This window comes from Sphingobium yanoikuyae (assembly GCF_034424525.1).
GTDB lineage: Bacteria > Pseudomonadota > Alphaproteobacteria > Sphingomonadales > Sphingomonadaceae > Sphingobium > Sphingobium yanoikuyae.
The window spans coordinates 2,202,430-2,221,598 of record NZ_CP139979.1; the positions used below are offsets into that span (position 1 = coordinate 2,202,430).

The following is a 19,169-nucleotide window of genomic DNA, read 5'->3' on the forward strand; positions in this document are numbered from 1 at the left end:
CCTGTCCCCAACATTCATTTTGGTTTAGGAAGACGTCTCCGCGCATTGGCGTGGAGCGAACGGAGCATGTGATTGACCATCGAGTTTGAAAATCAGCGCTGTGGCGTCATCGCCATCGTCGGCGCCCCCAATGCCGGCAAGTCGACGCTGGTCAATGCGCTTGTCGGGCAGAAGGTGGCGATCACCAGCCCCAAGGCGCAGACCACGCGCACCCGCGTGATGGGCGTCGCGATCGAGGGTGACGCACAGATGGTGCTGGTCGATACGCCCGGCATCTTCGCGCCGCGACGCCGGCTCGACCGCGCGATGGTGCAGGCCGCCTGGGGCGGCGCGCAGGGCGCCGACCTGATCGTCCTGCTGGTCGATGGCAAGGCTGGCCTTGGCGCCAAGATGGAGCCGATCATCGCTGCGCTGAAAGCCCGGCCGGAACGCAAATGGCTGGTGCTCAACAAGGTCGACATCGCGGTCAAGGAAAAGCTGCTGGTCCATACCCAGCGCCTCTATGAAGAGCTGGAATTCGAGGAGACCTTCTTCGTTTCCGCCGCGACCGGCGATGGCCTGCCCGAACTCAAGGCCGCCTTTGCGAACGCCATGCCCGAAGGGCCGTGGCACTTCCCCGAGGATCAGGTGTCGGACGCGACCGACCGCATGCTCGCCGCCGAAATCACCCGCGAACAGCTTTATCACCAGCTCCACGCCGAACTCCCCTATGCCGCCGCGGTCGATACCGAGCAGTATAAGGAACGCGACGACGGTTCGGTCGAAATCCACCAGCAGATCCTGGTCGGCCGCTCCAGCCAGCGCGCGATCGTGCTGGGCAAGGGTGGCCAGCGCCTCAAGGAAATCGGGTCCAAGGCGCGCGCCGAACTGGCCAACCTCCTGGGCGTCAAGGTCCATCTCTACCTCCACGTCAAGGTGAAGGAAGACTGGGAAGAAGACCGCTTCATCTATCGCGACATCGGCCTCGACTGGGTCGACTGATCCACTTCGCTGCACAAGCGAAACATAATCGCCGCCCCGGTCGTTGAGCCATCATGCTCAAGACCATCATGGTGGCCACGTGGGATCGCGCACGACTGGCCGAAATTACCAGCGTCGCGACCCGCTTCGGCCTGGACATGCTGCTCGCCCGGCTGGGACTGGCGAAAGGCGATGACAGCGCCACCGCCGATCCGCCCGACCTGCCCCGCCGCACCCGGCAGGCGATGGAAGCGCTCGGCCCGACCTATGTGAAGCTGGGCCAGATCCTCGCCACCCGGCAGGATCTTCTGCCCGAGGCGTGGATCGCCGAATTCGGCAAGCTGCACAGCGACGCGCCGACCCTGCCCTTCGAGCAACTCCGCCCGCGCCTCGAAGCGGTGCTTGGCGAACCGGTCGAGACCGCCTTCGCCCGCTTCGACATGGCCCCGCTCGCCGCCGCCTCCATGGCGCAGGTCCATCGCGCCACGCTGACCGACGGGCAGGAGGTGGTGGTCAAGATCCGTCGCCCCGGCATCCGCAAGGCGATGGAGGCGGACCTGCGCCTCATCACCCATCTGGCCGGCATCGTCGAAGCGAGCAGCCGCGAGGCGCGCCGTTTCCAGCCGCAGGCGCTGGTGCAGCAATTGCTCGACACCGTGCTGGAGGAACTGGATTTCACCCAGGAAGGCCGCAATGCCGACCGGCTGCGCGACGATCTGGCCGACAATCCGGACGTGCTCATCCCGGCGATCCACTGGACCTATTGCGCGGAAACCGTGCTGGTGATGGATTATATCGACGGGGTGCCACCACGCGACGGCGACGCCTTGCGCGCCGCCGGCATCGATCCGGCCGCGATCGCCGACCTTGGCGCGGCGCTGGTGCTCGACATGGTGCTGGTCCATGGCCGTTTCCATGGCGATCCCCATCCCGGCAATCTTCTCTGCCTGCCCGGTGACCGGCTCGCCTTGCTCGACCTCGGCCTGATCGGCCATGTCAGCGCGCGGCGGCGGCAGGAATTTCTCTCCTTCATCCTCTCGCTTCGCTCCGGCGACGCGCGCACCCTGGCCGACACGCTGCTGCTCTGGTCAAAGGCCAGCGCGCCCGATCCCGGCCGGGTGCTGGACGCCGCCGAACAACTGGTCGCGCGCCATGGCAGCGGGCCGCTGGTGCTGACCCGCATGGTCGCCGACTTCTTTCCGCTGCTGCGCAAGGAGGGGCTGGTGCTGCCGCCCGACCTCGCCCTCATCTTCAAGGCGCTGATCACGATGGACGGGGTGCTGGGCGCGATCCAGCCCGGCTTCGACCTGTCGCAGGCGCTGCAAAAGGCGCGCGGCCGGCTGGTGATGAACCAGGTCGCAGCCGCCCATGCCCCGGAAAAGACCGTCGCCCTGCTGCTCGAACTCTCGCGCATCGCGGACGACGCCCCGCGCCTGCTGCGCGCGCTGACCCGCCGGCTGGAGGCAGACGCAACAGCAGCCACGCCACCGTCGCCCGACAATGGCACGAAATGGATCGCCGCCGCCATCCTGGCCGCCGGCGCCCTGATCGCCGCCGCGTACATTTGGGGCTAGGCGATGGCCGGTTCCAATCCGCGCAGCAGCGCCGCGTCGCGCAACGGCGGATTGCCGAACATCCGCGCATATTCGCGGCTGAACTGGGACGGGCTTTCATAACCGACTCTATAGGCGGTCGCGGCCGCATCGCCATGAGTCTCAGTTAGCATCGGGGGCATCGACTGTTATGCCTGTTGCCAGTCGCACACGCTCCTTCTCCAGCAGTTCCAGCGCCGTATCGGTTGCAGCCGTCGCCAATTGCCGATCCCTGGAGTCCCGCAATGTGCGGATCTGATCATCGATCTTCTGGATCTTGTCCATCTTCTCGAACGCTTCGCGTTTCTCCACCGCGTCCATTACGATCTGGAGCCCGGTGCCGAAAGAGCAGGCCTGATGATAGGCGTTCACATCGCGGATCATCGCATCGACATTATATTTGCCGCTATCCAAAGCGAGGTTCGGCTTCATCACATCAAAAATACGGCTTCGTTCCGTATCGATGGCCTTGGTGATCGTCTGGATGATCTGGTTGCGATAAACATGGGTATTCACATGATCGCGACTGCCACTGGTAATGGCCGCCCCGCCTGACAGGATCGATTTCGCCAGTTCCCCGGTAACGATCGTCGATACGGTAGACAGGCCAGTGGTCGCGATGCTGAGCCAGCCATTCACTTCAGCCTGACGCTTGAGCAGCAGCGCCTTTTCCGAGGTGCAGACATCGTCGGCCTGCTTAAGCAGGATTGCGGCCAGACGATTGCGGTCGGCACTATTGCCGGCCGCACGGGCATAAGCCGTCAGCCTTGCATTTTGCTTCTTGTTGGCCGCAGGCTGCTCTGCATCGACATTTTCGTCTTCCGGGAAACGAAAGCAGGACAGGTCGATTGCGCCCGGCCGGAAATCATCAGGCTGGCGATCAGTAAGCCGCACATCCTGCGGCTTTCGCACCTGCCCGCAGCGCTGGCCATCGGGATAGACCGCCATGGTCACCGGCTCAACGCGCGCGGATCCCGCGCTGATACACCCCGAAAGAAGTGAAGAGAGCGGTAAAAGCACCGCAGCCAAATGAATTCTGGAAACCATCATGCACCACCCCCTGATAGTGCGACCTGATTTCTAGAATATTTCGGATTCGAAATGAGGTCAAGAATGGGGTGATATCGGGGCATTGCGCTGCCCTGACATCACCCCTTCGATAATGATCCCTATTCCGCCGCCGCCTTCTTCTTGGCCGGCGCCTTCTTGGCGGCGGGCTTCTTTTCGCCCGCTTCCTTCTTTGCCGCAGGCTTTTTGGCCGCCGCCTTCTTCGCCGGCGCCTTCTTACCCTTCTTGGCCGGGGCCGCCGCTGCGCGCGCGTCGATCAGCTGGGCCGCTTCCTCCAGCGTCAGCGCGTCCTGCTCGATCGTCTTGGGCAGGGTCGCGTTGGTGGTGCCGTCGGTGACATAGGGGCCATAGCGGCCCGCCATCAGCTTGATTTCCGCCTCGGTGCGCGGATGCTTGCCCAGCACCTTCAATGGCTCGCGCGACGAACCGCCACGACCGCCCTTGTTCGCCGCATCGGCGAGCTTGGCGACAGCCATGTTCATGCCCACCTCGAAAATCTCGGCGGTGGAAGACAGGCGGCCATATTTGCCGTCATGCAGCAGATAGGGACCGAAGCGGCCGATATTGGCGACGATCGGCAGGCCGGTTTCCGGGTGCAGGCCGACTTCGCGCGGCAGGCTCAGCAGCTTGATCGCCCAGTCGAGCGTCATCTCACCATCGGGCAGATCCTTGGGGATCGACCCGCGCTTGGCCTCCTTGCCCTCGCCCATCTCGATATAGGGGCCGAAACGGCCGGACTTCTTGACGATGTCCTGCCCGGTTTCGGGATGCTGGCCCAGTATCTCGGGGCCGGTATCAGCGCCATCGCTACCGCCGGGCTGGCCGAACTTGCGGGTATATTTGCACTCGGGATAGTTGGAGCAGGCGATGAACGCGCCAAAGCGGCCACCGCGCAGCGACAACTGGCCATCGGCGCAGAGCGGGCAGGCGCGCGGATTGCTGCCGTCCGCCTTGGGCGGGAACAGCATCGGCTCCAGGAACTTGTCCAGCTCGGCCGTGATGTCCGACGGCTTCTGCTCCATGATCTCGGCGGTCTTGGGCTTGAAGTCCTTCCAGAAGGCTTCGAGCACTTCCTGCCACTGGGCGCGGCCGCCACTAATCTCGTCCAGCTCGTCCTCAAGGCCGGCGGTGAAATCATAGGAGACATAGCGCTCGAAGAAGCGCTCCAGGAAGGCCGTCACCAGCCGCCCGCTCTCCTCGGCGAAGAAGCGGTTCTTCTCGACGCGGACATAGTCGCGGTCCTTCAGAACCTGCAGGGTCGAGGCATAGGTCGACGGGCGACCGATGCCCAGCTCTTCCAGCTTCTTGACCAGCGAGGCTTCGGAATAGCGCGGCGGCGGCTGGGTGAAATGCTGTTCGGCGCTCACCTTCTTCTTGGCCGGCGCGTCGCCTTCGCTCAGGCGCGGCAGCAGCTTGCTGTCATCATCCTCGGCGTCGTCGCGACCTTCTTCGTAAAGGGCGAGGAAGCCGGGGAAGATCACCACCTGGCCGGTGGCGCGCAGCGTGTGGCTGCCGCTGCCGTCGACCATGTCGATGGTGGTGCGTTCCAGCCGGGCCGAGGCCATCTGGCTCGCCAGCGCGCGCTTGAAGATCAGGTCGTAGAGGCGCGCATGATCGCCGCCGCCGACCTTGTCGCGATGAAATTCGGTCGGGCGGATGGCTTCGTGCGCTTCCTGCGCATTCTTCGCCTTGGTCTGATATTGGCGCGGCTTTTCGGGCAGATAGCCGCCGTCATAGCGTTCCGCGATCGCCTTGCGCGCGGCCGAGATGGCGCTTCCGTCCATCTGCACGCCGTCGGTACGCATATAGGTGATCGCGCCATCCTCGTAGAGCTGCTGCGCGATCCGCATCGTGTGGCTGGCCGAAAAGCCCAGCTTGCGCGCGGCTTCCTGCTGCAGGGTCGAGGTGGTGAAGGGCGGCGGCGGATTGCGGGTGAGCGGCTTGGTCTCGACCTTGTCGACGGTGAAACGGCCGGCCTCCACGTCCGCCTTGGCGGCCATGGCATCGCCTTCCTTGCCGATGGTCAGGCGGTCGATCTTCTCGCCCTTCCAGCGGACCAGGCGCGCGGTGAAGCCCTGCCCGCCCTGCTCCATCTCGGCCGAGATCGACCAATATTCTTGGGGGCTGAAGCTTTCGATCTCGCGCTCGCGCTCCACCACCAGGCGCAGCGCGACCGACTGGACGCGGCCGGCCGACTTGGCGCCGGGCAGTTTGCGCCACAGCACCGGCGACAAAGTGAAGCCCACCAGATAGTCGAGCGCCCGGCGCGCCCGATAGGCGTCGATCAGATCCTCGTCCAGCGCGCGGGGCTTCGCCATCGCGTCCAGCACCGCCGCCTTGGTGATGGCGTTGAACGTCACCCGGTCGACCGTCTGCGGCAGCGCCTTCTTGGCGCGCAGCACTTCCTGCACATGCCAGCTGATCGCCTCGCCTTCGCGATCAGGGTCAGTCGCGAGGATCAATCGCGTGGCCTTCTTCGCCTCGTCGGCGATGGCCTTGAGCTGCTTGCCCTTGTCGCCATAATTTTCCCACGACATGGCAAAGCCGTTGTCGGGATCCACCGACCCATCCTTGGGCGGCAGGTCGCGGATATGGCCGTAGCTGGCCAGGACATGGAAATCCCCGCCCAGATATTTCTCGATGGTCTTCGCCTTGGCCGGCGATTCGACAATGACAAGTTGCATTCAGGCCCCGGTTTGGAAGTCTCTCACGTATACGCGCGAGTGTGGAAGGCGATGACGGCGGGCGTCAAGCGGAGGGTTATTGCATCGCGTGGCCGTAGCCAATCACTTCGTTCGCTACTATCGATTTCGATGCTGCGGACCATTTTGCGTGTGATGATCCAATAAGGGAGCAGACGGGATGAACCTACTTCGGGCGTTTGGCCTACTTCCCTCGATCATGGCCGTCACCGGCTGTGGTCCGGTGGAGGTTTGCCAAATTTGTTTAGGAAACGATCCCAACCAAGCCCTCAGCAAGGAGGAGGTCAGCAGGGTATATGTCTATCACAATCGCGAGACGCTACCCTCACTTGCAAAGAACATATATTATGATGAGCATTGCGGCATAGATTGCAGAGCAATCGTCCGCTTTGATGTCCCTTCATGGCAAGCCAACGAAATAGCCGCAAAGCTCAGCGGACAACCAATCAAGCCGCTCAATCCGAACGACGTGCATAATTTTCTAAGAGACAACAACGCCGGCAGGTCGTGGTGGCTACAGCCAAAGACGGAAGATTTACAGGGCGCTGTGGGCGATGTGGGAAGCGGACAATTGGCGCGCGTGGCTATTCTGTCTCAAGGCGCCACATCGCGTATCTATCTTGTCAGTTGGCAAATGTAAGGCCAACGGGTCACGACACGAAACTCACCCGCCCCCCCGCCTGCCGTTCCAGCCCGCCCGCCAGCTCCAGTTCCAGCAGCACCGTCTGCACGATAGCAGGCGACAGGCCGGACAGGCGGATGATCTCGTCCACGGCCACCGCGACCGGTCCCAGCAGGGCGATCACCGCCGCGCGATCGGTATCGGCAACATCGCTCGACACGTGCTGGCCGATGAAGTCGAAGCTGCCCTGCCGCACCATGCGGGGATCAAGCCCGCCGACCGCCTCCAAAATGTCGTCGGCATTCTGCACCAATGTCGCGCCTTCGCGGATCAGCAGGTTGCAGCCCTGGGCGCGGGGGTCGAGCGGCGATCCCGGCACCGCCATCACCTCGCGCCCCGCCTCGGTCGCCAGTCTTGCGGTGATCAGCGACCCGGACTTGGGCGCGGCCTCCACCACCACCGTGCCCAGCGCAAGGCCGGCGATGATCCGGTTGCGCGCCGGAAAATGCCGGGCGAGCGGCTGGGTGCCGGGCGGATGCTCGGTCACCAGCAGGCCGCGCTGCGCCACATCTTCCTGCAAGACTGCATTTTCGGGCGGGAAGCCGATGTCGATGCCGCTGGCGATCACGCCGATCGTGCCGCTGTCGATCGATCCGCGATGCGCTTCGGTATCGATGCCGCGGGCCAGGCCGGACACGACCACCGCACCGCGATCGCCCAGTTGCTGCGCCAATATCCGGGCAAAGCGGCAGGCGGCGCCCGACGCGTTGCGCGCGCCCACCATGGCGATGCAGGGCCGCCCCGCGATCGCAGCATCGCCGCGCACGATCAGCGCCGGCGGCGCGCCCTCCATCTCGGCCAGCAGCGCGGGATAGTCGGCATCGCCCATCAGCAGATAGCGGGCGCCGATCGCGCGGGTCGCGGCAATCTCCCGTTCGATCGCGGCGGCATCGGCCACGCGCGCCTGGCCCCCGCCGCGCGCGGCGAGCATGGGAATGGCGCGCAGCGCCTCGGCCGCGCTGCCGAAACGCGCGAGCAACTGGCGGTAGCTGACGGGGCCGATCCGCGGGGATCGGATCAGGCGGAGACGGTCGAACCGCTCCTGCCCGCTCACTCGGTGGCGGCTTTCTGCTTGGAACTGCCGACCTTGGGCTCCTCGCCCTTCAGCAGCCGGGCGATATTGGCGCGGTGCCGCCACAGCACGATCAGCGCCAGTGCCAGGCTGACCGGCACCAGATCGATCCGGCCAAAGGCAAACATGGCGATCGGCGCACTGACCGCGGCGGACATGCCGCCGACCGACGACCATTTGGTGCCGAACAGCGCGCCCAGCCACACGACCGCAAAGACGATGCCGGCCGGCCAGTACATGGCCGTCACCACGCCCATCATCGTCGCCACGCCCTTACCACCGGCAAAGCGCAGCCAGACGGGGTAGCAATGGCCGATGAACGCCATGGCGCCCGCCATCGGCCCGCCACCATCCACCAGCGCCGCACCGATCAGCACGGCCGCCGCACCCTTGAGCAGGTCGAGCAGCAAGGTCGCCGCCGCCAGCCCCTTGCGCCCGGTGCGCAGCACATTGGTCGCGCCGATATTGCCCGACCCGATCTGGCGCAGGTCGCCCGCGCCGGTGAAGCGCGTCAGCAGCAGGCCAAAGGGGATCGAGCCGAGCAGATAGCCCAGCACCAGGACAAAAGCGGGAAGCAGCCAGGGAGGTGTCATGAAATTCGCCAGTATGATTTGCGCGCGACCATAGCGTGACAGGCGCGGGGAGCAATGGGCAGTATCGGTTTACCGCACCCGCGCGGGATTGCCGATCACGGTTGCGCCGGCCGGCACGTCGCGTGTCACCACGCTGCCCGCACCGATCAGGGCATCGTCGCCGATCGTCACGCCGGGCAGGATGATCGCGCCGCCGCCGATCCACACATTGCGGCCGATGGTGATCGGCACGCCCCATTCGACGCCGGTGGCGCGCTCGGCCGGATCGCGCGGATGGTCGGCGGTCAATATCTGCACCCCGGTGCCGATCTGCGTGCCATCGCCGATCGTCACCGGCACGACGTCCAGGATGACGCAGTTGAAGTTCAGGAACACGCCCGCGCCCAGGAAGATGTTGAAGCCATAGTCGCAGTGGAAGGGCGGCCGGATCGTCGATCCAGCCCCCAGCGCGCCCAGCCGCTCGCGCAGCAGCGCCTCGCGCTCGGGCGGCAGGGTCGCGTTGAAACGCTGCATCCATGCCGCTGCGGCCAGCTGGTCCGCGATGATTTCCGGGTCGCTCGCATGATAGGGCTCACCCGCGATCATCTTCTGCTTCATGCTGGGCTGGGTCATCCTGTACTCCTTCGGTCGGCCCGCGAGGTGGCAGCGACCGGCCCGCTTTGCAAGCACCGGGCGTTGACACTCCCGCCCCATGCCGCGACACAGGCGCGCATGACGGTCGCACCAGACGCTCCCATCCTTTTCTTCGATTCCGGTGTGGGGGGCCTGTCCATCCTCGCCCCGGCCCGCGCCGCCTTGCCGAACGCCCCGGTCGTCTATGCGGCCGACAGCGCCGGCTTCCCTTACGGTACCAAGAGCGAGGCGGAGATCGCCGCGCGCGTGCCTGCCCTGCTCGGTCGGCTGGTGGAGCGCTATCGCCCGCGCCTCGCCGTCATCGCCTGCAACACCGCCTCGACCATCGCCCTGCCGCATGTGCGCGCCGCGCTCGACATTCCAGTGGTCGGCACCGTCCCGGCGATCAAGCCGGCGGCGCTATTGTCCAAAAGCCGGGTGTTCGGCGTGCTGGGCACCAATGCCACCGTGCGCCAGCCCTATGTCGACCGGCTCGCAGCCGAACATGGCGCCGACTGCACCGTGCTGCGCCATGGCAGCGCCGCGCTGGTGCAACTGGCGGAAGCGAAGCTGCGCGGCGAAACGCTCGATCCCGCCATCGCCCGCGATGCGCTGGCGGGGCTTCTCGACCAGCCGGGCGGCGACCGGATGGACATGGTGGTGCTAGCCTGCACTCATTTTCCATTGGTGGAACAGGAACTTGCCGCCGCCGCGCCGCATCCGATGGGCTTCGTCCATGGCGGCGAAGGGATCGCCCGGCGCATCGCCTTCCTGACCGATGGCCAGCCCTGGCCGGACGCGCCCTCGCCCGGCATCGCCGTCTTCACCCGTGTCGATGACAAGGTCGATGCGCTGCGCGGCGCACTGGCCGGCTATGGCCTCGATCGGATCGATGCGCTCTGAAACAGGGGTAGGCCATTTGTCCAATGGCAAAGCATTTCGATCACACTGATAGGGAATCTGCGTATCGTTGCGAGCGGTTATCGCTGGCAATGGCAGACGCGCGCAGGTAAATGCACTCCTCAGGCAGAGGATGGCGCGACCATAGAAGAACCGGCGCGCGAGCAACGGGAAGAACGGCGTAGTGAATTACAAGCATATCTTTTCGCAGGCGATCGATCGGCTCCACAGCGAGGGCCGCTATCGCGTGTTCATCGACATCTTGCGTAACAAGGGCGCGTTCCCCAACGCCCGCTGCTTCCACGGCCATAACGGCCCGAAGCCGATCACCGTCTGGTGCTCGAACGATTATCTCGCCATGGGCCAGCATCCCAAGGTGGTCGCCGCCATGGAGGAAGCGCTCCATGATGTCGGCGCCGGATCTGGCGGCACCCGCAATATCGGCGGCAACACCCATTATCATGTCGATCTGGAGGCCGAACTCGCCGACCTGCATGGCAAGGAAGCGGCCCTGCTCTTCACCTCGGGCTATGTCTCGAACGAAGCGACGCTCTCGACCCTCGCCAAGATCCTGCCGGGTTGCATCATCTTTTCGGACGAGCTGAACCACGCCTCGATGATCGCGGGCATCCGCAATTCGGGCTGCGAAAAGCGCGTCTTCCGTCACAATGATCTCGATCATCTGCGTGAACTTCTCGCCGCCGAGGATCCCGAGGCGCCCAAGCTGATCGCCTTCGAAAGCGTCTACTCGATGGACGGCGACGTCGCGCCGATCGCGGAAATCTGCGACCTGGCCGACGAGTTCAACGCGCTCACCTATCTTGACGAAGTCCATGCCGTGGGCATGTATGGTGCGCGCGGCGGCGGCATTTCGGAGCGCGACGACGTCGCCGATCGCCTGACCATCATCGAAGGCACGCTGGGCAAGGCGTTCGGCGTGATGGGCGGCTATATCGCCGCCGACCAGATGATCGTCGACGTGATCCGCAGCTATGCGCCCGGCTTCATCTTCACCACCTCGCTCTCGCCCGTGCTGGTCGCCGGCGTGCTGGCGAGCGTGCGCCACCTGAAGGGCTCCAGCGCCGAGCGCGAAGGCCAGCAGGCATCGGCGGCCAAGCTCAAGCAGTTGATGCGCGACGCGGGCCTGCCGGTGATGAACTCGGTCACCCATATCGTGCCGCTGATGGTGGGCGATCCGGTCAAGGCCAAGCGGATCAGCGATATCCTGCTCGCCGAATATGGCGCCTATGTACAGCCGATCAACTATCCCACCGTGCCGCGCGGCACGGAGCGGCTGCGCTTCACCCCCGGCCCAGCCCATAATGAAGAGATGATGCGCGACCTCGTGTCGGCGCTGGTCGAAATCTGGGATCGGCTGGAACTGGAACTGCTGGAACGCCAGGCAGCCTGACGGTCCCGACAGGTCACTTACCTCTTCCAAGGCCCAGGGCAGGACAGCGTGTCTGCCCGGGTCTTTCGGGCGCGAATATGTTATAGCGGCAGCGCGAACGCGCCGGAGTCGCGCGTCCTGCGAGAGGAGCGCGCCATGTCCGCACCGATCGACGAAGCCAAATTACACGCTTTTACGAGCAAGATGCTCGGGGATCTTGGCGGTGCGATGAGCGTGCCGACCGTGCGTATCGGAGTAAGGCTCGGCCTTTTCGATATATTGGCGAACGGACCAGCATCCGCGGCCGAACTGGCGACGCGCGCCGGCAATCTGCACGAGCGCTATGTCCGTGAATGGGCCTATGCCCAGGCTGCAAATGGCTATGTCGATTTCGACCCTACGACGCAGCAATTCAGCATGACGCCCGAACAGGCGATGATCTTCCACCATGTCGACAGCCCGGTCTATCTGGTCGCGGCTTTCGAGATGGTCGCCGCGATGATCGAGGCGGAATCCAAGGTGGAAGAATGTTTCCGAAACGGCAGCGGTGTACGCTGGGGCGATCATGCTGGCTGTCTTTTCTGTGCGACCGGCGCCTTCTTCCGCCCCGGCTATGTCAATAATATCGTCCAATATTGGATCCCTGCCCTGCAAGGCGTGGAAGCGAAATTGCGCGTGGGCGCCAAGGTGGCCGATGTCGGATGTGGCGTGGGCTTTTCGACCCTGCTGATGGCGCAGGCCTATCCGGAGAGTCGTTTCATCGGCTATGATTTCCATGCGCCATCGATCGAGGAAGCGCGGCGCCATGCCGCAGCCCATGGGCTGGCGGACAGGGTTCAGTTCGAGGTTGCCACGGCAAAGGAGGTGCCGGAAGGCGACTTCGACCTGGTGACCATGTATGATTGCCTGCATGACATGGGCGATCCGCGTGGCTGCGCGAGCCATATGCGGCGGATATTGGCCGCCGGTGGCAGCTGGATGATCGTGGAGCCAGCGGCCGGCAATCGCCCGCAGGACAATTTCAATCCGGTCGGCCGGCTCTATTACAATGCCTCCACCATGATCTGCGTCCCGACCTCGCTGGATCAGGAGGTCGGCGAGGGCCTGGGCGCCCAGGCAGGCGAAGCCCGACTGACGGAGGTTATCCGCAGCGGCGGGTTTGCAAATGTGCGTCGCGCTGCCGATGGGCCGTTCAACATGGTGCTGGAAGCCTGGTAGCCCGCTCACTCAAACCCGGATCAGCCCGCCCCTGACCGCATAGCCGCGATAGAGCGTCCGGACATGGGGGAAGCCGCCCATATCCTGTGCCAGCCGGTTGATCGCGCCGTTGAGTTCGCGCCGGGGCGAAACGTGGAACCGCTCCAGCCAGCCGAACAGCGCCCGTTTCCAGAGCGCTGGCAGTTCGTCCTGCTGGCCGAAATCCACGATCTCCAGCTTGCCGCCGGGCGCCACGCAGCGCGCCGCCTGGACCAGCGCCATTTCCCATTCGGGGATCATCGACAGCGCATAGCTGATGAACACCCGCTCGAAGCTCGCCCGACCGAACAGCGCCTGCGGATCGAAGCCGCAGGCATCGCCCTGCGCCAGCGTCACCTGATCCGCCATGCCCGCCTTCGCGACCGAAGCCCGCGCGGTGTCCAGCATCGCATCGCTGATATCGACGCCATAGAGCCGCGCCTTGGGCCATGCCTTGCCGACCGCGATCAGGTTGCGGCCAGTGCCACAGCCAATCTCCAGCACAGCGCCGCCGGCGGGCGGATCGAGATCGGCGATCAGTCCGTCACGGCCCAGCAGATAATATTTGCGGGTCAGGTCATAAATGTGCCGCTGGTAGCGATAGACCCCGTCCATCAGCTGCCCATGACCACTCATGCGTCGGCGCCCTTCAGCACATAGAGATGCACGCCGCCATAGATGGCCGACCGGTCGCGCGCGGTATAGTCCCGCGAGGCATCGGCCCGATAATCCCAATGGGCCAGCACATCATCGGCAACCCGGCCGGGCAGGATGCTGGGTTCGCCAGCCGTGCGGAACAGCACGCGGGCGCCGGGCTTGGCGGTGCGGGTAATCTGCGACCAGAGCGCGTTCAACTGCTCGTCATCCATCCAGTCCTGCGCGTCGAGCAGGATATAGCGGTCGCACGATGCCGCTGGCTGGTTGGCGAGGAAGTCGGTGAAGTTGATATGACGGACATCGACCCGCTCGGCCCGGTCGCGCACCGCGCGATGATTGGTCGCCTGCAGATAGGGCGGCAACGGTCCCTCGCCACCTGCATAGCCACGGCCGAACGCCTGAACCGCGAAATAATTGTCCTGCAGGTCGAAGTCGCAGGCCAGTTTCTTCAGCCGCGCCTTCAGCACATTGTCCATCCGGTCGTCGCCGGCCAGCGCCTCGAACTGGGCAGGCGGGATGCCGAGGCCGAACAGCGAGGCTGGCTGGCTGGTCAGCCAGCGGACGAAACCCTTGTCGAAGATCGGCGCCAGTTCGCGCTCGAAGATCGCAAGCTGTTCGTCACGGCTTTGCGCGTCCAGCATCCGCTTGGGGTTCACGCCATGCAGCCGGGCGAGCAGATGGGCTGCGCCGATGAAGCGGCCGAGCAGGCCATGCCTGTAGATGCCCCGCGCAAAGCCGCCGATGCGGCGGCGACCGGTCATGTCGCGGCCTTCCCAATAGCGGCGCGTCGCCTCATCCAGGCGCGGCGCCACGATCTCGCGATAGGCGGCGATATTCGCCTTGTCGTCCGCCCGCGCGAAGAAGCGGTGGAAGGCGGCATGATCGGGCAGCGCCTGCGCCGCCATCAGCTTCAGCCGGTTAAGCGCGATATGCGCCGTATTGAGGTCGACCGCGGTGATCTTCGCCGGATCGGCGGTGAGATAGGACAGAACATTGCAGCCGCCCGACGCGATCGTCACCACATGGCTGTCGGGCGTGATCGCCAGCGCTTCCATGTCGACCGCCGGGTCTTCCCAGATCTGGGCATAGACTAGGCCACGGAAGGCGAAGGTGAAGGCGCGTTCCAGCAGCCCCTGCTTCGACAGATGGCGGTGACGATGTACTGCGTTGGTGACTTTCTTGTGGGCCGATGCGGCCATGGGCGCACTCCTCGCTGCCGGGTCGTTCGGTCGGCCGATAGGGCAGACGCGTGTCGTGCGCATGACCGCCCGATGACGCAACGATGACGGCCCTTGCGGAACCGGGACCGCCCCTCCCATCTTCTGCATCTGATGGCGCACTGGATCGAACCCCACCCCACCGGCATCTATGTCCGCCCCGCCAATGCGTGGATCGACCCGTCCCAGCCGCAGGAACGGGCGCTCGTCACCCATGGCCATGCCGATCATGCGCGTGGCGGCCATCGCCATGTCTGGGCCACGCGCGAAACGCTTGCGATTATGGCGCTGCGCTATGGCACGGCCAGCGGCACGGCGGTCGGCTATGACGAAGAGATCAGGCTGGGCGGCGTCACCATCCGCTATGTCCCCGCCGGTCATGTGCTGGGGTCGGCGCAGATCATCCTGGATCATGCCGGCGAGCGGGTGGTGGTGACCGGCGACTACAAGCGCCGCGCCGACCCCACCTGCCTGCCGTTCGAACCCGTCCCTTGCGACATCTTCGTGACCGAGGCGACCTTCGGCCTGCCCGTCTTCCGCCACCCCGACACCGGCAGCGAGATGGACCGGCTGCTCCATGCGCTCCATGCCAATCCCGATCGCTGCGTGCTGGTCGGCGCCTATGCGCTGGGCAAAGCGCAGCGGGTGATCTGCGAGTTGCGGGCGCGCGGCCATCATGACCCCATCTATATCCATGGCGCGCTCGAACGCATGTGCGCGCTCTACCAGGATTTAGGCGTCGACATGGGGCAGTTGCGCGGCGCGACTGGCGTGGCGGCCAAGGATATGCGCGGCGCGATCGTGCTGGCGCCGCCCTCCGCGCTCAACGATCGCTGGAGCCGTCGCCTGCCCGACCCGATTGCCGCCATGGCGTCAGGCTGGATGCGGGTGCGCCAGCGCGCCCGGCAGCGCAATGTCGAACTGCCTTTGGTCATTTCCGACCATGCCGACTGGGACGAACTGACCGACACGATCCGCGAGGTCGCGCCGAGCGAGACCTGGATCACCCATGGCCGCGAGGAAGCCCTGCTCCACTGGTGCATGACCCACCAATATCGCGCCCGCGCGCTCGCGCTGGTAGGCCGCGAGGATGAGGAGGAAGGGTGATGGACATTGGGTCACCACGTCCGTTCGGTTCGAGCCTGTCGAGAACCGGTGCGCATGGGTTCTCGACAGGCTCGAACCGAACGGGACAAGAAGGATGAGGCAATTCTCCCAACTGCTCGACGGCCTCGTCTACACCCGCTCGCGCAATGGCAAGCTGGCGCTGATCGCCGCCTATATGCGCGAAGCGCCCGATCCCGACCGGGGTTGGGCGCTGGCGGCGCTGACCGGCAATCTCGACCTCAAGGCGGTGAAGGCGTCGGCCATCGGCGAGATGATCCGCGCCCGCACCGATCCCGTCCTGTTCGAGATGAGCCGCGACTATGTCGGCGACCTGGCCGAGACCGTCGCGTTGCTCTGGCCCCGCCCCGGCAATGAACCCGCCGAACTGGACGACGGCTCGCTCAGCCTGTCCGGCGTCATCGACCGGCTGCACAATGTCAGCCGCGCCGCCGCGCCGGATGCGCTGGCGCAGATGATGGACCATCTCGACGCATCGGGCCGCTTCGCCCTGCTGAAGCTTGCCACTGGCGGCCTGCGGGTGGGCATTTCCGCCCGCCTCGCCAAGACCGGCTTTGCTCAGGCTTTCGGGCTCGACGTCGATGATGTCGAACAGGTCTGGCACGCCCTCGCCCCGCCCTATGCCGCGCTGTTCGACTGGGCGGAGGGCCGCAGTGCCCGTCCCGATCCGGAAGGCACGCCCTATTTCCGCCCGTTCATGCTTGCCCATCCGCTGGAGGCCGACAGCGTCGACCTTGCCGACTATGCCGCCGAATGGAAATGGGACGGGATCCGCATCCAGATCGTCGGCACCGGCCCAAAAAATGGGGGCGAAACCCGGCTCTACAGCCGCGCGGGCGACGACATCACGGGCAGCTTCCCCGAAATCGCGCAAGCCTTCACCGGTCACGCCGTGCTGGACGGCGAATTGCTGGTGAAGGGGGAGTTTCAGGGCGCCAAAGAACATGGAGGCGCTGCGGCCAGCTTCAACGCCCTGCAACAGCGGCTCGGCCGCAAGGCCGTGAGCGCCAGGATGATGGCCGACTATCCCGCCTTCGTCCGCCTCTACGACCTGCTGATCGAGGGCGACGAGGACGTGCGCGCCCTCCCCTGGACGCAGCGTCGCGCGCGCCTCGAAGCCTATATGGCGCAACTATCCCCCGACCGTTTCGACCTCTCCGCCGTCATTGACGCGCCCGATTTCGCGGCGCTGGCCGACATCCGGGCCGGCGCCCGCGATGCCGCGATCGAGGGTGTCATGCTCAAGCGCCGCGACAGCCCATATGTCGCCGGGCGCAAGGCGGCGCTCTGGTACAAATGGAAGCGCGATCCGCTGACCGCCGATTGCGTCATGATGTATGCCCAGCGCGGCCATGGCAAACGCTCCTCCTTCTATTCCGACTATACGTTCGGCTGCTGGACGGGTGATCCGGAAAATGGGGGCGAATTGCTGCCGGTGGGCAAGGCCTATAGCGGGTTCACCGACGAGGAACTCAAATGGCTCGACCGCTTTGTCCGGGGCAATACGGTGAACCGCTTCGGCCCGGTCCGCGAAGTCGAGAAGACGCTGGTGCTGGAAGTCGCGTTCGACTCCATCCATGACAGCAAGCGCCACAAATCCGGCCTCGCCATGCGCTTCCCCCGCATCGCCCGCATCCGCAAGGACAAGCCGGCAGCGGAGGCGGATACAGTCGAGGGATTGAAGCGTCTGGTCAGCTGAAGCATAAGGACCAGAAGGAGAAAGAGGATGGCCTATAGCGGAAGCTGTCATTGCGGCGCCGTCACCTTCACGGTCGATGCCGATCCGCCCAGCGAGGCGATGAGCTGCAACTGCTCGCATTGCGGCCGCAAGGGCTTCATCCTGACCTTCGTTCCGGTCGACCAGTTCCGCCTCGACAGCGGCGCCGATCAACTGACCGACTATCTCTTCTACAAGCACGCCATCACGCATCAATTCTGCAAGACCTGCGGGACGGAAGCCTTCGCGCTCGGCAAGTCGCCCCAGGGTGAAATGCGCGCGATCAACCTGCGATGCGTGCCTGCGATCGATATTGAAGCACTGACCATCCAGAAGATCGACGGGGCCAGCTTCTAACTCTGACTTTGCTCTGTCACGCGACGCCCCTATATGGGCGCTTTCGCGCGTCCGGCGCGACCACAGTTATGGAGCAGTTGAATTGAGCAAGGTTCTGGTCATCGGCGCAGGCGGCGTCGGGTCTGTCGCGGTCCACAAGATGGCGATGAACCCTGATATTTTCAGCCACATCACGCTGGCCAGCCGCCGCCTCATCAGCTGCGAGAAGGTCGCCGAATCGGTGAAGAAGCTGGTCGGCGTGGATATCGACGTGGCCCAGGTCGACGCCGACAATGTCGAAGAGACCATTGCCCTCATCCAGAAGGTCCAGCCCAAGCTGGTCGTGAACCTGGCGCTGCCCTATCAGGATCTGGCGATCATGGACGCGTGCCTGGCGACCAAGACCGACTATCTCGACACCGCCAATTACGAACCGCGCGACACCGCCAAGTTCGAATATAGCTGGCAGTGGGCCTATCAGGAGCGCTTCAAGGAAGCCGGCATCATGGCGCTGCTGGGTTCGGGCTTCGATCCGGGCGTTACCAGCGTGTTCGCCAGCTACATCAAGAAGCATTTGCTCGACACGATCGACACGCTCGACATTCTCGACTGCAATGGCGGCGACCATGGCCAGCATTTTGCCACCAACTTCAATCCGGAAATCAACATCCGCGAAGTGACCGCCCCGTCGCGCCACTGGCTGAACGGCGAATGGGTCGAAGGCCCCGCGCTCAGCCACAAGCAGGTGTTCGACTTCGACCAGGTCGGCGAAAAGAACATGTACCTCATGTATCATGAGGAACTGGAAAGCCTTGCCACCCACTATCCCGAAATCAAGCGCATCCGCTTCTGGATGACCTTCGGCGACGCCTATCTCAAGCATCTCGAAGTGCTGCAGAATGTCGGCATGACCCGGATCGATCCGGTCATCTATAATGGCCAGGAAATCATCCCGCTTCAGTTCCTGAAGGCCGTTCTACCCGAACCGTCGAGCCTGGGTTCGACCACCAAGGGCAAGACCAATATCGGCGACATCGCGACCGGCCAGAAGGATGGTCAGGAAAAGACCGTCTATATCTATCAGGTCTGCGACCATGAGGACGCCTATGCCGAAACCGGTAACCAGGCGGTCAGCTACACCACCGGCGTGCCTGCGATGATCGGCGCCGCCATGATGCTGACCGGCGCCTGGAAGGGCGAAGGTGTGTTCAACATCGAGCAGTTCGATCCCGATCCCTTCATGGATATGCTCAACAAGCATGGCCTGCCCTGGCAGGTGAAGGAACTGGACGCGCCGCTGGCCTTCTAAG

At 64.6% G+C, this 19,169-nt stretch carries 17 protein-coding genes and 1 pseudogene; 10 read left to right on the forward strand and 8 right to left on the reverse strand.

What is annotated here, in order from left to right:
- The first annotated feature begins 72 nt into the window (after positions 1-72).
- Both era and U0025_RS10085 read left to right on the forward strand, forming a co-directional pair.
- The gene (gene era, locus U0025_RS10080) at positions 73-981 is read left to right on the forward strand and encodes a GTPase Era (RefSeq protein ID WP_004207244.1); all 909 of its coding nucleotides are present in this window, start codon (positions 73-75) and stop codon (positions 979-981) included.
- A gap of 53 nt (positions 982-1,034) precedes the next feature.
- Positions 1,035-2,534 carry an ABC1 kinase family protein gene (locus U0025_RS10085; protein ID WP_004207245.1) on the forward strand — a complete coding sequence of 500 codons (1,500 nt, stop codon included), beginning with the start codon at positions 1,035-1,037 and terminating at the stop codon, positions 2,532-2,534.
- Here U0025_RS10085 and U0025_RS10090 read toward each other — a convergent pair.
- The 3 genes and pseudogenes from U0025_RS10090 to topA form a co-directional block, all read right to left on the reverse strand.
- Positions 2,531-2,665 (reverse strand): annotated as a pseudogene (locus U0025_RS10090) (AraC family transcriptional regulator); the annotation flags it as partial. The gene U0025_RS10085 and the pseudogene U0025_RS10090 sit on opposite strands and share 4 nt — an antisense overlap.
- Before the next feature lie 10 nt (positions 2,666-2,675).
- A complete protein-coding gene (locus U0025_RS10095) occupies positions 2,676-3,602 on the reverse strand; it encodes a hypothetical protein (RefSeq protein WP_004207247.1) in 927 nt (308 codons plus the stop codon).
- Between the two features lie 119 nt (positions 3,603-3,721).
- Positions 3,722-6,304: a type I DNA topoisomerase gene (topA, locus tag U0025_RS10100; protein ID WP_004207248.1), complete on the reverse strand. Its 2,583-nt coding sequence runs from the start codon at positions 6,302-6,304 to the stop codon at positions 3,722-3,724.
- A 178-nt stretch (positions 6,305-6,482) separates the two neighbouring features.
- On the opposite strand from topA, the gene U0025_RS10105 reads away from it, so the two are divergent.
- Positions 6,483-6,962, forward strand: a complete 480-nt coding sequence (locus U0025_RS10105) for a hypothetical protein (RefSeq protein ID WP_004207249.1) — start codon at positions 6,483-6,485, stop codon at positions 6,960-6,962.
- A gap of 10 nt (positions 6,963-6,972) precedes the next feature.
- On the opposite strand, the gene dprA is transcribed toward U0025_RS10105, so the two are convergent.
- From dprA to U0025_RS10120, 3 genes are all read right to left on the reverse strand, one after another.
- Complete coding sequence (gene dprA / locus U0025_RS10110) at positions 6,973-8,058, reverse strand: DNA-processing protein DprA (RefSeq protein ID WP_004207250.1); 1,086 nt, start codon at positions 8,056-8,058, stop codon at positions 6,973-6,975.
- Positions 8,055-8,669 carry a glycerol-3-phosphate 1-O-acyltransferase PlsY gene (gene plsY / locus U0025_RS10115; RefSeq protein ID WP_004207251.1) on the reverse strand — a complete coding sequence of 205 codons (615 nt, stop codon included), beginning with the start codon at positions 8,667-8,669 and terminating at the stop codon, positions 8,055-8,057. The genes dprA and plsY overlap by 4 nt, the downstream gene beginning before the upstream one ends.
- 69 nt (positions 8,670-8,738) lie before the next feature.
- Positions 8,739-9,281: a sugar O-acetyltransferase gene (locus U0025_RS10120; RefSeq protein WP_004207252.1), complete on the reverse strand. Its 543-nt coding sequence runs from the start codon at positions 9,279-9,281 to the stop codon at positions 8,739-8,741.
- Positions 9,282-9,380: 99 nt separating this feature from the next.
- Between U0025_RS10120 and murI the strand changes: the two genes are divergently transcribed.
- The 3 genes from murI (at position 9,381) to U0025_RS10135 (ending at position 12,789) form a co-directional block, all read left to right on the forward strand.
- The gene (gene murI / locus U0025_RS10125) at positions 9,381-10,184 is read left to right on the forward strand and encodes a glutamate racemase (protein WP_004207254.1); all 804 of its coding nucleotides are present in this window, start codon (positions 9,381-9,383) and stop codon (positions 10,182-10,184) included.
- A 181-nt stretch (positions 10,185-10,365) separates the two neighbouring features.
- Positions 10,366-11,592: a 5-aminolevulinate synthase gene (gene hemA / locus U0025_RS10130; protein ID WP_004207255.1), complete on the forward strand. Its 1,227-nt coding sequence runs from the start codon at positions 10,366-10,368 to the stop codon at positions 11,590-11,592.
- Between the two features lie 135 nt (positions 11,593-11,727).
- A complete protein-coding gene (locus U0025_RS10135) occupies positions 11,728-12,789 on the forward strand; it encodes a class I SAM-dependent methyltransferase (RefSeq protein ID WP_004207256.1) in 1,062 nt (353 codons plus the stop codon).
- 9 nt (positions 12,790-12,798) lie between these two features.
- Here the strand turns inward: U0025_RS10135 and U0025_RS10140 are convergent, their stop codons facing one another.
- Both U0025_RS10140 and U0025_RS10145 read right to left on the reverse strand, forming a co-directional pair.
- Positions 12,799-13,443 (reverse strand): class I SAM-dependent methyltransferase, encoded by a 645-nt coding sequence (locus U0025_RS10140; protein WP_004207257.1) that lies wholly within the window; start codon positions 13,441-13,443, stop codon positions 12,799-12,801.
- Entirely contained in the window at positions 13,440-14,663 is a 1,224-nt protein-coding gene (locus tag U0025_RS10145; RefSeq protein WP_004207258.1) for a BtaA family protein, read from the reverse strand. Before U0025_RS10145 ends, U0025_RS10140 begins: the two co-directional genes overlap by 4 nt.
- A gap of 132 nt (positions 14,664-14,795) precedes the next feature.
- On the opposite strand from U0025_RS10145, the gene U0025_RS10150 reads away from it, so the two are divergent.
- The 4 genes from U0025_RS10150 (at position 14,796) to U0025_RS10165 (ending at position 19,168) form a co-directional block, all read left to right on the forward strand.
- Complete coding sequence (locus tag U0025_RS10150; protein WP_004207259.1) at positions 14,796-15,788, forward strand: ligase-associated DNA damage response exonuclease; 993 nt, start codon at positions 14,796-14,798, stop codon at positions 15,786-15,788.
- 94 nt (positions 15,789-15,882) lie between these two features.
- On the forward strand, positions 15,883-17,505 hold the full coding sequence (locus U0025_RS10155) for a cisplatin damage response ATP-dependent DNA ligase (protein ID WP_004207260.1): 1,623 nt from the start codon (positions 15,883-15,885) through the stop codon (positions 17,503-17,505).
- 27 nt (positions 17,506-17,532) lie between these two features.
- Positions 17,533-17,880, forward strand: coding sequence for a GFA family protein (locus tag U0025_RS10160; protein WP_004207262.1), 348 nt, complete (start codon positions 17,533-17,535; stop codon positions 17,878-17,880).
- Positions 17,881-17,962: 82 nt separating this feature from the next.
- Positions 17,963-19,168 carry a saccharopine dehydrogenase family protein gene (locus U0025_RS10165; RefSeq protein ID WP_004207263.1) on the forward strand — a complete coding sequence of 402 codons (1,206 nt, stop codon included), beginning with the start codon at positions 17,963-17,965 and terminating at the stop codon, positions 19,166-19,168.
- The last annotated feature ends 1 nt before the right edge of the window (position 19,169 follow it).